Raw genomic sequence first — 15,074 nt, forward strand, 5'->3', positions numbered from 1 at the left:
TAGTTAAGTCAAAAAACGGTGCACAGTCAAATTTATGGCGCACTTTGTTCGGATTAACTGAGCATTAACCGAACAGATGGTAAACCTTTGCAGCGTTTTGTGCTTGATGGACTTGCGACATCTCGTCGACTATCGCCTGACGCTCCCCAGTCGCCGCCTCAAGAAGCTGCTTGTAGACCCCCAGCAACTCCTCAAGATTATTGCGCAACGCCGCCTCGTCCAGCTCTGACTCGCTCAGAACGTCTTCCATGCAGGAACGGCACGTCATGTCCAACTGACCGATCGCCTCCCAGTTACGCTCGGCCAGTGCATCGACCAGGGCGTCACGGGTTTGCTCTATTCGCTGCAAGACAAGACTCATGGGGAGCACTCCTTAGAATTGCGGACCAGGCGCGGCGATACCGTCCCAGCCTTCTTTGACCGTGCGCAGCAGACCGGCGACTTCGTCGAGGATCTTCGGGTCGGTCTGGATATTGGCGTCGGTCAGACGCTTGATCATGTAGGCATAGAGGTTATCCAACTCGGTCACCGACTCGGCCTGGTTCTCCATGTCCAGCCCCTCGCGCAGGCCGCCAATGATGCCGATGGCCTTGCTGATCAGGATGCCCTTGTTGGCGATGTCCTTGCGCTCCATCGCCCCCTTTGCCTGAGCGATACGATCAAGACCGCCCTCCATCAGCATTTGCACCAGACGATGGGGACTTGCTTCGGAGGTTTGCGCCTGGGCGCCAATTTTCTGGTATTGGCGAAGGGCTAACATCGGATTCATGTTCTACCTCATCAAAAAATCTTCGGTTCGTATAAACAGTTTATCGACGCCGCGTCAAAAAACTTTAGATCGAAAAAGCCGAAAGCCCGGAGCGTCAATTGACGCAACCGGGCTTTCTTGTATCACTCGGAATCAGCTGTTCTTCTGCTGCGCCGAGATGGCTTCGAACATGGAGGTAATGTTGCTGGCGGTAGCTTTCAGCTTGCCCACCAAGGCATCCATGTCGTTATATTTCTTGGTCAATACGGCGGTCAGGGTCTCTACCCGGCGGTCAAGCGCGGCCTGATCGTTCGTCAGTCGAGTCTGGGTCTTGTTCAGCGCCGTGGTCCGCTGATCAAGGATTCCACCCGTCTTCGTATAAGGGTCGATGGCATTGGTCATGCGTTCCAGCAAACCATTGGTGCCGGTAAACATCGTCTGGACTTCACCACTGAGCTTTTTGTCGTTCATCGCCGTGTTGAACTTGGTGGTGTTGAAGTCCAGGGCACCGGTCGTCTGGTTGGTGGTGATACCCAACTGGGCCAGTACCGTAAGCTTGTCCCCCGCCCCGGTTTCCGACAACGGACCCCGAATCGTCGCCAGGATCGAACGAGGCAATGCGTCGCCGGTCATTTTTGCCGCAACGGTAGGGTTGCCATCCGCGTCGAGCGACGGCTTGGTCAGCGCAGTGATGTTGGTCGCGATTGCGTTATAGGCGTCCACGAATTTCTGGATCGAAGCTTTCAGACCATCGTTGTTGGGCGCAACGGTCACGGTTGAAATGGCGTTCGTTCCACCGGCAACCAGGTTCAACGTCAACCCCGAGATCGCCTTGTCGACCGTATTGCTCTTGCTGGTCAATGCCATGCCATCAATGGAGAACTTGGCATCGGTCGCGATGGCACCGATGGCACCGGCCGAAGTCGCCGTCAACGCAGCACCGCCCGCCCCCACGACGTTGGTCCCATCAATCTCCAGCCCGGCAATGCCGCTGACCGAGATATCGGAGCCTGCACCGGTCGTGCTCGAACCCAGTACCAGGCGCGAACCGAAAGAGTCAGTGACGATGTTGGCGCTGATGCCGGCGGATTTCAGTGATGTATCGGCGTTGATCGAGTCGCGAACCGATTGCAGGGTCGCTCCGCTCGCCACATCGAGATTGTAGTTAACGCCGTTCTGCGCGATGGTCAACGTGCCGGTGGGAATGGCACTGGTGGTACCGCCGGCGAAAGCCGCACTGGTGACCTTGGACGACGTGGCGATGTTATCGACTTTGACGGTGTAGTTGCCGGCGACAGCCGTATTGCTGGCCGTGGCGGTAACATAACTGGTTGCGGAAGATGTCGCAGCAAAACCGGCAAATTGCGGCGTGGTTGTGCTGGACAGAGACGTCATGGCGGCCTTGAAGGATGCCAGCAGGGACTTCAGGGTGCCTACCCCGGAAATGCTGTTGGTGTTGGCCGTCGTCGCGCGAGTAATCTGGCCTTGCTTGGCCGCCTTGTCAGAGTCCACCAGGACTTTGACGATGGCTGTTGTATCCAGGCCGGAACCGAGACCCAAGCCAGGTAGAATTGGACTTGCCATGTGAAACTCCCTTCAGTATGTCGCCGGCCTTTTGACCACTACAACGCCCAAAAGAACATCGCAACAAAATTCGTGCCAGTTGTCAGGCTTCTGCGCTGAACAACAGGCTGTTTGCATCATTCAAACTGTTGGCCAGTTTCAGAACTTCTTCGTTCGGGATCTGGCGAATCACTTCACCGGAACCGCTGGCAATCACTTTGACCACTACTTTGCCTGAAGGCTCATCAATGGAAAACTCCAGGTTACGCTTGACCGATTGAACGAACTTCTCGATCTCCTGGACAGCTTTCTTGAGCTTTTCCTGCTCGGCAGCAGCGTCTTTAGGGGTTTCCTTGACCGGCGCCACAACCAAAGCGTCGGCTCGAGGCTTCTCCACTGGCTTGTCGACCACAGTGGGTGCCGGCTTCGCCGCTGGATAAGACAAGTTCAGCTTCACGCTCATATCCATGTCCATCACCTCTTGAACGGAAAAAGCGAGAGAGTACGCAAGCGCACTCCCCCGCTAAAACTCATCCAGCTATTACTGAAGCAGCTTCAGTACAGCGGATGGCAGTTGGTTGGCCTGGGCCAGAACCGAAGTGGAAGCCTGTTGCAGAGTCTGCTGCTTGGTCAGCTGGGCAGTTTCAGCAGCGAAGTCGGTGTCTTGTACACGACCCAGTGCAGCACTGGCGTTTTCGTTGATGTTGTTCAAGTTGGCGATGGTGCTGGTGAAACGGTTTTGTGCAGCACCGAGATCAGCACGCGAGGAGTTGATCGTTGCCAGTGCAGCGTCGATTGCAACAACAGCAGCCGAGAAAGCGGTTTCAGCAGCAGCGCTGGTCGAACCGGCGATGGTGATTGCCGAACCGACACCCAGGGTGTTGGCGTCGAAGCTGGCGCTCAGGGTCAGAGTGATCTGGTTCGAGGCGCCAGTGTTGGAGCCGACCTGGAAGGTCATGGTGCTGGCGGTGCCGTCGAGCAGGTTCTTGCCGTTCAGGTTGGTGCTGTTGGCGATACGGGTCAGCTCAGCGCTCATCTGGGTGAACTCTTTGTTCAGAGCGTCACGGTCAGTCGAGCTGTTGCTGTCGTTGCGGGACTGAACAGCCAGTTCACGCATACGTTGCAGAATGTTGGTTTGTTCCTGCATCGCGCCTTCAGCGGTCTGAGCGATGGAGATACCGTCGTTGGCGTTTTTGATCGCCATGGTCTGACCACGGATCTGCGAGTTGATGCGGGTAGCGATCTGCAGGCCGGCGGCGTCGTCTTTGGCGCTGTTGATTTTCAGGCCGGAAGACAGACGGGTCATCGAGGTGGACAGAGCATCGGAAGCCTTGTTCAGGTTCTTCTGTACGCCCAAGGATGTGACGTTGGTGTTTACTGTTAAAGCCATGACGAATTCCTCGTTGGTTGGGTACTGCGGCTTCCGGCCTTGGCAACCGCCGGGTTGGCCTAGAGAACCTTCGTAATAGTTATCGTCGGCTTGGGAACTTGCTTGAGGGCTTTTTTTAAAAAATTTACTAGCAGGTGGCCACCCCTTGAAAAACAAGGGCTTAACGCAGGGAAAAGGCTCAAAAAATGGCGCCAGAAATCTGCATTGGCAAATTTCAGGCAAAAAAAAGTGGGAGCGGGTTTGCTCACGAAAGCGGCGGATCAGCTTGTATCTGTGCTGAATGTACCAACGCCTTCGCGGGCAAGCCCGCTCCCACATCACATCTCAGGTGATTCAGTCGCGATAGAGAATCGCAGAGCCCCATGACAGGCCGACACCGAAACCACTGATTGCCACACGTTTCCAGCTGGCATCCAGGGCGTGTTTTTCCAACAGCAGTGGAATGCTCGAGGACACGGTATTTCCGGTCTCCACCATGTCCTTGATGAATTTCTCGGGCTTGTCTTCAAAACGTCGCGCCACGGCATCGACAATCGCCGCGCTGCCCTGGTGAATGCAGAACGCGTCGATGTCATCGGGCTGCAGTGACGATTCGCTCAACAACTCATGCAAGTGGGCCGGCACTTTCAACAAGGCAAAGTTGAACACCTGGCGTCCGTTCATGAAAAACACACCGTCACTGACCTTCAGGTGCGGCGCACCGGAACCGTCGGTGCCAAACTTGGCCTTGCCCAGTTGCCAGAGTGCCTCCTCACCCATCCAGGTCGCAGTGGCAGCGTCACCGAACAACATGGTGGTGTTGCGATCTTCCGGGTCGACGATCTTCGAATAGGGATCGGCCGTCACCAGCAGGCCATTCTTCAGCCCTGCCGCCTCCATGAAGCCTTTCAAGGCATAAATGCCGTACACATAGCCCGAGCAACCCAGGGAGATGTCGAACGCCGCGACATGGGTCGGCAGGCCCAGCTTGTCCTGCACGATGGCGGCGGTATGAGGCAACCCTTCCTCGTCACCGTTCTGAGTGACGACGATCAGCGCATCGATCGATTCGCGCTTGAGCTCGGGATTGCTGGCGAACAACGCATTCACCGCTTCAACACACAGGTCCGAGGTTTCCTGCTCGGCGCTTTTGCGCGGCAGGAACGCCGAACCGATCTTTCCGAGGATGAATTCTTCATCCTTCTCGAACTTGGCACCCTGAGCGTAGTTATCCACACCAGCGGTCGGCACGTAACTCGCTATGCTTTTTATGCCAATCATCATGGCTTCCCGATCATAAATAGCTACTGAATATGTACCCCAAAAACGCGGCGGGGGTGCGTCATAACGATTGAACCGCGGAGCTGAACACGACACTCGATGAGCTGAACGCGCCTTCAGTCCGAGGAACACAATACATTGAAGATGCACTTTGTGACCTATGCGTCACGCCGTTTTACTCATGAAATGATTTATCTGGCCTCATGAGCCCGGATTTCGACGAGAGACAAACCTGCGAATTTCAGTGATTTTCCCGAATCCATCTGGCCGTGCTGTCGATGGACTGATCCAGCGAGGTCCAGTCATCAAGACCCAGTCCCCTGGCTTTTTCAATGTCGGGTACGTAGTAGGAACGTGCCTGCGTCGCCTCGTCGACACCCAGAACCTTCACCTGTTTGCCCGGTGAGATACGGTCGACGACCTTGCAGGCCAACTCGGCGATTGTCAGTCCTTTGTCAGAGCCTACGTTATAAGCATTAGAGGCGGCGCCTCGGACCAGCAACGTCAGCAACCAGACCGCCAGATCAGCACCATGAAGGTAACTTCGCACGGCGCGCCCACTGGAGTGAAGCAGCAGCTCGTCCTTCCACAGGGCATCTCTAACGAAGTTACCGATGGCGAAATGCGCATCCAGCGCTATTCCCGGCCCGGAAAAAGCAAAACAACGGGCCAGGACGATCTCCAGCCCGTGCTTTTGGGCATAGATGGCGGCCAGAGTCTCCTGGGCGCGCTTGGCCTCGGCATAGGCGCTGCCGGCCAGATGGCTGGGGCAGGACGACGGGCTGCTTTCTGTCACCGGATGACCAAATTCAAGAGGCCCGTATTGCGCCCCGGTCCCGGTAAAAAGAATGCGCCGGGTCCCCGTTCGTACCGCCAGATCGAGGATATGACGGGCGCCGCCCAGGATGGTGTCGTAAATGCGTAGAAGGTCGGCATGGGCACCGGCCAAGGTATCGGTGGCGGCATGTATCACCAGATCGAACCGTGCCCCCGGCGCGATATCCAGGGGTGCCTGGACGTCATGCTGCAACCATTTGATCCAACCCGAACCGACATACTCGGGATATTCGGACAGAAACGCCTGCGGCGAGCGGGACACCGCTGTTACTTCAATGCTCGCGCCGCCCTGATTCAGATGGGCAAGCGTGGCGAGCAACCATTTACCGAAGAACCCCGTGCAGCCGGTAAGTAAAATGCGCTGACCAACCAGCAGCTCCCGAGGTTCAAGATAACGGGCGACTCGCTGGATATCCGCAGCGACGACGGACGATTCGAGACTCACCCGCATGATCAATGGCCCAGCCAGCTGTCGCGCCACGCCGCCAGTGCGACGCCATTGAGCATCCAATCCTGGCGTATACAAGTCTGTAGCGCATCACCAAGCGCCGCTGCGGCATCGAGGTCCTGGACGTGGGCGCGGATAGCATCGACCCATGTATCGAAGCGGTTCTCCACGCGTTTGGCGGGCAAGTCACCGCGATAGGCTTCGATATCGGAGCAGATGACTGGCACGCCACACGCCCCGAACTCCAGCAACCGACCGTTGCCCTTGCAACGATTGAACAAGGTATCCTCAAGCGGCGCCAAGGCCAGATCGAGGTTCAGCGAAGCCAGCTTGGACGGGTATGCATCCACCGCGACCGCATCGTGGTGCTCACGAATGAAAGGACGCAGATGGGCTGGACAGGTTCCCAGTATCACCCAGTCGACTTCGTCGGCCAGTTCCTTGATGACATTGGCAAGCATTTCCAGCTCACCGATATTGTGCAGACTGCCGACCCAACCGACTCGTGGCTTATCCGCGCAACGACGCCCTCCTTGCAGACCTTCCCAGTCGCGGGGATCGAGCCGGGTCGGCACAATCCTGATGTCCGCATTGAAACCGTCAAAAACCTGGGCCATGAAATCGGTGGAAACCACTAACCGATCCATGTGGGAAAGGCCTTGGCGCAGAGCCCCGAGTACGTCCGTCGGCAGCAGTCGATAATGCGGACTCTTGGGCGACAAGTTGGGCAGGTACAGATCCAGGTCAAAGACTTTGAAGCAACGAGCAAATGCCTTTACCTGGCGCAGGGTTTCCAACTGCTCGGTATTTACATACTGTTGAACCAAGAGCACGTCCGGGTTGTACCGCGCGATATCCACCACTGACAGCGCCTGGCTGGACAGCGCCCCATCCAGCATCCCCGCCTCACGCAAGGCATTGAACGGTTGGACAATCCGCTGCCGGGCGCTGTCCGGTTCGCCTGCTGCATGGGCTAGAACCGTAGGCAGCGAGGCAAAGCTCGATAACGGACGCCAGGACAACGACGACTCGACGACATGGAACGCTCGCTCGGGCGCCAATGAAAAATTCGGGTTGTAGGCACGATCCAGGGCCAGCGTCGGCAGCCAGCGCTGGTAGAGACGGTCCAGTTGCACCGGGGTCGCCTCCACTGCCGGGGATTCGCCGATCAACAGTTTTACCCGCGGCGTCCACACGTTCAGATAACCCGCCTGCTGAAGCTTCAGACACAGGTCCACATCCGCCCAGGGTGCCAGCTCCTCGTCGAAACCGCCCACGGCGGCAAACAATTCCTGTCGCACCATCAGGCATTGTCCGCTTAGCGCCGAGTAGTTCTGGTCGACTTGCAAACGTTGCATGTAGCCATCCCCGTCACCGGGCATCCGGGCAAAAGGACTGGCCACCGTCCCGCCTGAGCCCAGCACCAGCCCGGCATGGCGAACGGTGCCATCGCCAGCGATCAGCTTGGCGCCGACGCTACCCACTTCAGGACGCATGGCATGGTTGAGCAACTGCTCCAGCCAGCCACCGGTAAGCACGCCGATGCCGGCATCCAGGAACAGCAGGAACTCACCACGCGCTTCCTCCACGGCCTGGTTCCGAATCACTTCGGGTGAAAGCCCGGCAGGGAATCGCAGCACCCGCAGATGGCCGACCCCCAACTGTTCGATGCCTGACAACCAGCTGCACATCGCCGCGTCTTCATTGCCACGGTCCAGCAACAGCAACTCATAATTGCCGTAGCCGGTGTTCTCCAGCAGGCTATCCACGCAACGCTGCACATACGTCAGTTGTCCGTCCGCCAGGATCAGAATGCTGACCGCAGGTGCGACCGCATGGCCGTAATCCACCTCATAGCGCCCTGGTAGCCTGGAGTTGACCTGGGGCGCCGTAAATCCACGAGTACGTAAATGGCGCTCGATGACTGCCCGCTCCTGAGGATTGTCCTCAAGCAACAGCACGTCGCCGACGACCAGCGGCTCGCTCATGTGCCCCAAGCCTTCAAACCCGGCCGTCTCGATCATGCGCAGAATGTATTCGAGCTCGAAGGCCGCAGGAAACTCGGTCGCAAAGCCTCCCATTGCCTGCCAGACATCGCGACGCAACAGCCAATGCCTCGCCATGCAGGCTGGGAAACTGAGCAGCAGGTCAAGGTTGATATCCGGACGCAGCGCCAGCTTCAGGTTGCCATCCTCGAAGCGCATGACCTCGTCGGCGCAGATCGCCCGGCAATCGGGCGTAGCGGTCAACTCCAGCACCGCACTGAGCAGGCCACCGGCCGTGAAGGTTTCACCGGCCCGGACAATGATGAACACATCAAAGGCCTGTTCGTTGATCACTCGGTTCAAGGTGGCGACCGTGTCGAGCGAGTCGAGCCGGAAAACCCGCTTGTCGTCGCAGGGAATGTCGGCAGCGGTCAATACTGCCGGCTGCAATATGGCGGGCAGGCCTTCATGTTGCGCCAGGCTTTCGAGGGTATCGTTCAGACGCTGGAGCTCACCGTCCGGATCCAGGATGACCACTCCGAGAACAGGCACCTGGCTACGTTTCAGGTATTCATCGATCAACAGTCGCTGCACGGCGTTTGGCTGGCGGGCTGCCAGCCAATGAGCGTCCTGGTTCTTGTCGGGACGCTGCGCATAGGCCACCACGGCGTCCTGGGTGACCTCGATGAAGTGATCGAGCGAAGCCCAAAAGTTTTCCTGGTGTCGCAACAGACTCTGTCGCAACAGCGGCAGGGTTTGGCGCGCCGTTTCGATGGCCTGCGGTGTATTGCCCCAGGCTACGCCGTAGCTGTTGTTTTCATGATTGGACAGCGGCCGGGGGGCGTATTGGCTAGGGATCACCACTGCCACACAGCCGCACAACGCCGCTTCAGCGGCCAACCCCGAGGGTTCCGAACAATAGAAAAATTCGCATTGCTGGAAAACCGCCGCCAACGCCTCCCAGGAGGCCGGGCTTCCCGGAGTGATTTCTATCGAATCCGGGCCCAGCAATGCTGGGTCGATGAGTGCCGTGCCCTGCCGGCCCTGGTAGTAGCAGATCTTGCCTGGAATACGCTGGGCCGGGTCCGTCGGTGGACAGAAGATGCTGATGTTGACAGCCGGCATGTACAACACACGATCCTGTGCCATACCCGGTTGCAGCAACTCACGCGTGTAGGAAAACAGGATGTCGTTATCGTCGTAGGGGCTGACGGCCCGAAGAAAACCGGGCTGGTTGAGCAGGTAGCGTACGACTACGTTACCGCCCATGGGATTGCCGTCCACGACTTCAGGATAGATGATGATCGGCTCGATTTTCTGCGCTTTGTGCAAAGCGGTGACATCATTGGTCAGGCGTGGCGTCATCAGGCGGGGGTTGCCGACCGCCGCAGAAATGTAGGCCTCATAGCCGGAACGAACCAACGCATCGCAGAGCATGTGCAGCACACGAATACCAGCCGAGTTGCGCCGGTAATCGGGCGCCAGGATGTAATAGGGGCTCGGCCTTTCGGCAAATAACGAACGATGCATCAAACACTCCTGACGTTCTGAAGCCACATGGAAACCACAAGTCATTATCTGGATAGGTGATTTCCCCTTTGTGGCGAGGGGAGTTATTACCAATGGGTCGCGAAGCGGTTCCGATCAGAGTTGTCTGATCGAATTATCGTAATGCTCGAACACCACTTCACCGGAATGGTTGTAATCGGCAAACGACATGTCCTTTTTCGGCACGCGCCAGTCACCATAGACAAAGTCCAGGTAACCGAAGGCATCGTTGGGGGCCTTCAACGAAGCACCGAACAGTTGGATGGCATCGAAGCCGTCGAAATGCACTTGCGGGCAGAACCATTCGGGCATGGCACCGATCACTACCGCCGAACCGTCGCGGCGCACGCGCCGGGCAATGTCGGTTTCGAACGGGATAATCTCGTCGGCCCCTTCGGCATTGTCACAGGTAATCCGGATGGCGAAATCAAAACCGTGGGTGGCGATCAATTCGATGTTCCATACCACGCCATCACGCTGCGGCAGACGCTGCTTATTGCCACGCACCAGTGTCACCAGCGCCTCGAACTGAACATCGTTGACCGAAAAGTCGATGTCGTCGTCCCAGGCGATGAAATCACCCTCGCGCAACGCCCCCAACAGCGTGCCGAAATCCAGATACAAATCGATGCCGGCGGCGTCAGTCAGTGCGCCGAGGGTCACCACCAATTCTTCGGCGATGGATTTGGTCGGCGGATGGGAAAACGGATGCACATCGCGCATGCCCTTCATCTCGCGCTTGCCGGGAATGACCGTGGGTATGTCACCCAGCCCCAGGGTTTCGAGCTGGCCCAGGATGCTTTGCGACCAGACACTGGTGATGACGATCGCATCGCAACCACTGGCGGCAATCTGATCGGCCGCAATCACCGGATAACCGAAAAATGCCTGCCCCTGCTTCTGTGGATCATTGTCGACGATTGCCAGAATATCCAGATCGCGGTTCTGTTCGATGAACAGCCCGCCACTCTTGCCCGCACCGAACAGAATGAGTTTCTTACCTTGCAGATCCATGATGCCTTCCCCGGATGCGCCCATGCGCCTCAACGATGCTATTTTTTCAGTGCGACGCAGCGGCCGACCTTGGCATCTTCGTCACGAAACTTCGCCAGGCCGCGGCCTTCGATCTGGTACGTCACATGAAAGCCGGCGCGCTCGATGTCCGCCACCATGACCCGATGATCCACGTAACGCCGGTAGTGGTCGGTGCCAAAGATCTTTTCCTGTTCGGCATCGTCGGTCGTGCGGTATTCGAAAAACACCTGGCTTTGCGCAGGCAGTAGTACGCTGAGCAGATCCAGGAATGCGCCGGCCTCGTTCTCATCGATCGCATGAAGGAAAAACCGCGCGTACACCGCCACCTTGCGCTTGTTCTCCAGAAATCCTTTGATCTCGTCCCTGGCGGCGCCGGCCAGGCACTGCACGTAACGTGTATGTTCGTGAGCGCTGCGCGAACGACATAGCTCAATGGCCTCCACAGACGCATCGAGCCCAAGCAGATCGAAGCCACAGGCGGCGAAAAACTCGCTGTCGCGGCCATTGCCGCAACCGAACTCGATCACACCGTCGACATCGGTCAATTCATTGACGGCGAACGCCGCGAATTGCGACGGGTAAGCCGGCGCACCTCTTTTGCGACTACTGTAGAACGAATCCCAATAGCTCGATTTTTCTACTTGGCTCATTGCGCAACCTCAAGACTGTTTACGGCGTACAACACGGTGTCAAAGCTGCTGTGGGCATGGCAACGCAGATAATAACGGTATGGCAAGCCATAGCCCTGCAATTGCTCGAAGATGCTCCACAGATGCTCCGCCCGGTGATAAATGCTGATGGCCAGGTTCGGCCGGTATTGGTTCAGCATGTTCCTGGCGCCTTCCAACGCCGCGGGCTCTTCGCCTTCGATGTCCATTTTGATCAGGTTCGGAGCAAAGCCTGGCAACGCATCGTCCAGGCGCACACATGTCACCGTTTCCCCACCCGACTCAACCAGATGCCCACCTGCTCCCAGGGCGCCGTCGAAGCCGATACGCCGGTTGCCGTCAGAAACGCCACAAGGAAAATTCACCGCGTGCAGGTCACTCAGGTTCGGCACCAGCACTGCATAGTTCTCAAGGTTCGGCTCGAAACTGGCAACAGCTTCAAAGACCAGCCCCGCACTGCGCATTTCCTGAACGGTGTCGCCGGTATAAGCCCCGCAATCGACAAAACGCAGCGGCTGTGGCCAGTTCGGAAGATCCTCGGGAAAATACTGCCGGGGCGAGGGCGAAGGTAACCGCGAATAGTCACCCGAGATGCGGAACTCGACGATTCGGTCCAGCAATTGCCGGCTGGTCTCGTCAGCCAGATGCTCGCGCAGATTGGCGATCCGTTCAGCGTGAGCTTCGTAATAACGCGGGTCTACCAACCAGTAACGAAACGGCTGTCTTTCAGGGAAGTGCCGCACGAACTCCACAAGACTGACCACCCGGCCGTAGCCCAGCGCTTGCAGCTGGCTGACCACTTCGCCGACATCCACGTAATTATTGAACAGACCGATAATCACACAGGCACTGGCTGGGTCGTGCCCGAGAGCCCAATCCCGGGCATTGGCAACAGGGATGCCATCGACTTGTTCCAGGGACGCATCACGATCCAGAAACGCGCTGATTCCGATGCCCTGCTCTGCCAGATAAGCCTGGACCCGCTGTCCAGCCAGACGGGCACCGTAGACCAGCACATGTTCGAAGCGTTGGCTTTCAAACATGGTGCTCTCCCGACGCCACCCGGATAAGCACGGCATGACCGTTGAGGTTGTGGATAAAGCGGAAGTCGCGATTACCCTGCATGAACTCGTTGACCAGCCGGGTCACACCTTCGCAGCCATAGAAACCGTAATCGTCGAACACCACCACAGCACCGGGAGCCAGGCGCGGCAATGCCCATTCCAAGACACTGCGAGCCGACTCATAGACATCCACGTCGATGTGCAGGAAGGCCAGCCGCTGGCTGACATGCTCGGCATTGTGCTCCGGGAACATGCCTTCGAGGATCTGCACACGCTCGGTCACACCGCAGCGTGCCGCCAGTGCCTGGACACGCTGGATATCAGTGTCACTGTGTTCACCCCCGCTGTAGCCGGTATCCAGGTGACTGGCCTTCACCACACCGGTGAACGTATCGGCCAGAAACACCTTTCGACCCGGCCGCTGGCTTGCCAACGCCAACAAACAACCCGAACCGCCTCGCCAGACCCCCACTTCCAGGAAGTCGCCTTCCAGGTCATCGAGTTGGCGGGCCAGGGACCAGAGTTCGAACAATCGGTACTTGTCCACCAGGGTGTTGCGCTCGACCAAACCCAGAGCCTGCTCGAACGCGTGGTCCTGGCACCACGGCGCATAGCTCGAATATGGCAACAGCCGCTCATGGCGGATTTCCGGCGACTTGGCATGTGCCCAGGAAACCGTACCGCGCAAATAGCGATAGCTCAGGCCGGTCAGTTTTCTCTTCAACCAGGCCATGTCAGTTGCGCTCCGAGATTGCCATCTGTGCGTGGAATTCGTCACGCGGCAGGAACGGATAGAGATCTTCCAACGCGCCGGTTTCCGGTTTGCCCTGTTCATTGATACGGGTCATGACCCGCGGCACCCGCGCTTCTTCGATTTGCACCAGCACTTCGCAGATCACCGGGCCGCTGCGCTCGAGTACATCGGTCAGCGCCGCATCCAGTCCCTCGTGGGACTCGATGCGGGCATAGCCGACACCATAGGCTGCGGACAACTGCTGCAAATCAGGCAGTTTCAGGCCGCTGGTATCGTCAGCCCCCACCAGCAATTTGAAGTGCATGTTCTGCGAGGTGCGGATCGAGGCGTAGCCCTGGTTGTTGATCACAAAGCACTTGATCGGCAGGTTCTGCGCGGCCAGGGTGGCCAGCTCCTGGATGTTCAGTTGCACACCGCCGTCACCTTCGACACAGATCGTCTGCTTACGTCCGGATGCCAGGCAGGCACCGATGGCCGACGGCACGCCGAAGCCCATCGAGCCAGTGCCGCGGTTGTGGAAGCAGCGCTGATCCTTCTTCAGGCGCAGGTTGAGCAGGAACAATTCGGACGCGAACCCGGAGCTGCCGGGGGCAATCACATCGCCTTCGCTCAACAGGTCCGACAGGCGATCGGTAAAGTGATACATGCTCACGCCTTCGCTGTCATCGGCGTGCTCGGGTTGCAGCAGTGGATAACGCTCGCGCCAGGCAGCGATCTGCGCCCGCCAGGCGGAGTAATCAGGCAGCCCGGCGGCCTTGACCGCCGTAGCGAGGCCTTCGATGAACGGCTTGACGTCAGCCACCACCTTGACCTCGACCGGCATCTGCAGCTTGGCGATTTCCGCCGGATCGATGTCGACCACGACTTTCTTGGCATACGGTGCGAAATGCGCATGGTTGTAGGCCGTGAGCGCCATGTCCAGGCGTGAGCCCAACACAATCAGCAGGTCGCAATTCTGCAGGGTGAAGTTGGCCCAACGCGGCGCGATCGAACCTGGGCGACCGCCAAACAGCGGATGCTCGTCTTCAATCAGGTCCATGGACAGCCACGTCGGCATGACGGGGACGCCCGCCGATTCCATCAGTGCATTGAAAGCTTCGACAGCACCGGCCATGCGAATACCGCTACCGGCAATAATGCCCGGACGCTTGGCGGCCTTGAGCAATTCCAGGGTGCGGTTTACCGACTCGCTGACATCGACGGCTGCGGCCACCGGCGGCAACTGGGCACGGCGCAGCTGCGTTGGATCGATCTGTACCGCTTGGACATCCAGCGGTACATCCAGCCACACCGGGCCACGACGCCCGGTCAGAGCGGCATGTTCCAACTCATCGAATACCTCGGCGACCGCCAGCGGATCGGTCAGGGTCACCGCTTTCTTGGTGATCGACGACACGATGGAGACGATGTCGGCCTCTTGCACGCCGAGCATCCGCAAGCCGGTGCCGGCCTTGAGGTCAGCCGTTTTCACCTGCCCGGAAATAAAGAACACCGGAGTGGAATCAAGCCAGGCGCCCAAGGTCGCCGTCACGGCGTTGGTAGCCCCCGGCCCGCAGGTGGTCATGCAGGCGCTTGGTCCGCCGGTGAGCTTACCGGCCGCTTCGGCAGCAATGCCGGCCGCTTGTTCATGCAGACACAGGATCGGCTCGAGGTCGGGATGACGTCCCAAGGCGTCGTTCAAATGCATGGCGCCGCCACCTGGCAGGAAGTACACCTGCTTGATGCCCAGTTCCGCCAGTCGGTTCATGATGTAGTCAGCTACACGCATTTTGGT

At 58.3% G+C, this 15,074-nt stretch carries 13 protein-coding genes; all 13 read right to left on the minus strand.

Features of this window, described 5'->3' with window-relative positions:
- Positions 1 to 64: 64 nt before the first annotated feature.
- Positions 65 to 361, minus strand: coding sequence for a hypothetical protein (locus tag FGE05_RS18660; protein ID WP_041020339.1), 297 nt, complete (start codon positions 359 to 361; stop codon positions 65 to 67).
- A 12-nt stretch (positions 362 to 373) separates the two neighbouring features.
- Entirely contained in the window at positions 374 to 769 is a 396-nt protein-coding gene (gene fliS / locus FGE05_RS18665) for a flagellar export chaperone FliS (RefSeq protein ID WP_041020338.1), read from the minus strand.
- Between the two features lie 132 nt (positions 770 to 901).
- Entirely contained in the window at positions 902 to 2,332 is a 1,431-nt protein-coding gene (gene fliD / locus FGE05_RS18670) for a flagellar filament capping protein FliD (protein WP_139647235.1), read from the minus strand.
- Between the two features lie 82 nt (positions 2,333 to 2,414).
- Positions 2,415 to 2,780, minus strand: a complete 366-nt coding sequence (locus tag FGE05_RS18675; protein WP_139647237.1) for a flagellar protein FlaG — start codon at positions 2,778 to 2,780, stop codon at positions 2,415 to 2,417.
- A gap of 72 nt (positions 2,781 to 2,852) precedes the next feature.
- Positions 2,853 to 3,701 carry a flagellin domain-containing protein gene (locus tag FGE05_RS18680; RefSeq protein ID WP_139647239.1) on the minus strand — a complete coding sequence of 283 codons (849 nt, stop codon included), beginning with the start codon at positions 3,699 to 3,701 and terminating at the stop codon, positions 2,853 to 2,855.
- Between the two features lie 333 nt (positions 3,702 to 4,034).
- Entirely contained in the window at positions 4,035 to 4,961 is a 927-nt protein-coding gene (locus FGE05_RS18685; protein WP_175386402.1) for a ketoacyl-ACP synthase III, read from the minus strand.
- A 241-nt stretch (positions 4,962 to 5,202) separates the two neighbouring features.
- Positions 5,203 to 6,243 carry an NAD(P)-dependent oxidoreductase gene (locus FGE05_RS18690; protein ID WP_257225677.1) on the minus strand — a complete coding sequence of 347 codons (1,041 nt, stop codon included), beginning with the start codon at positions 6,241 to 6,243 and terminating at the stop codon, positions 5,203 to 5,205.
- A gap of 8 nt (positions 6,244 to 6,251) precedes the next feature.
- Positions 6,252 to 9,761, minus strand: coding sequence for a glycosyltransferase (locus FGE05_RS18695; protein WP_176563020.1), 3,510 nt, complete (start codon positions 9,759 to 9,761; stop codon positions 6,252 to 6,254).
- Positions 9,762 to 9,875: 114 nt separating this feature from the next.
- The gene (locus FGE05_RS18700; RefSeq protein ID WP_175362452.1) at positions 9,876 to 10,793 is read right to left on the minus strand and encodes a nucleoside-diphosphate sugar epimerase/dehydratase; all 918 of its coding nucleotides are present in this window, start codon (positions 10,791 to 10,793) and stop codon (positions 9,876 to 9,878) included.
- 38 nt (positions 10,794 to 10,831) lie between these two features.
- The gene (locus FGE05_RS18705) at positions 10,832 to 11,464 is read right to left on the minus strand and encodes a class I SAM-dependent methyltransferase (protein WP_139647251.1); all 633 of its coding nucleotides are present in this window, start codon (positions 11,462 to 11,464) and stop codon (positions 10,832 to 10,834) included.
- Complete coding sequence (locus tag FGE05_RS18710) at positions 11,461 to 12,525, minus strand: FkbM family methyltransferase (protein ID WP_139647253.1); 1,065 nt, start codon at positions 12,523 to 12,525, stop codon at positions 11,461 to 11,463. Before FGE05_RS18710 ends, FGE05_RS18705 begins: the two co-directional genes overlap by 4 nt.
- Entirely contained in the window at positions 12,518 to 13,279 is a 762-nt protein-coding gene (locus tag FGE05_RS18715) for a TylF/MycF/NovP-related O-methyltransferase (protein WP_139647255.1), read from the minus strand. Before FGE05_RS18715 ends, FGE05_RS18710 begins: the two co-directional genes overlap by 8 nt.
- Position 13,280: 1 nt before the next feature.
- Positions 13,281 to 15,068: a thiamine pyrophosphate-binding protein gene (locus tag FGE05_RS18720; protein ID WP_139647257.1), complete on the minus strand. Its 1,788-nt coding sequence runs from the start codon at positions 15,066 to 15,068 to the stop codon at positions 13,281 to 13,283.
- Positions 15,069 to 15,074 lie beyond the last annotated feature (6 nt).

The sequence above is a fragment of the Pseudomonas sp. ICMP22404 genome (assembly GCF_006227205.1).
Classification (GTDB): domain Bacteria; phylum Pseudomonadota; class Gammaproteobacteria; order Pseudomonadales; family Pseudomonadaceae; genus Aquipseudomonas.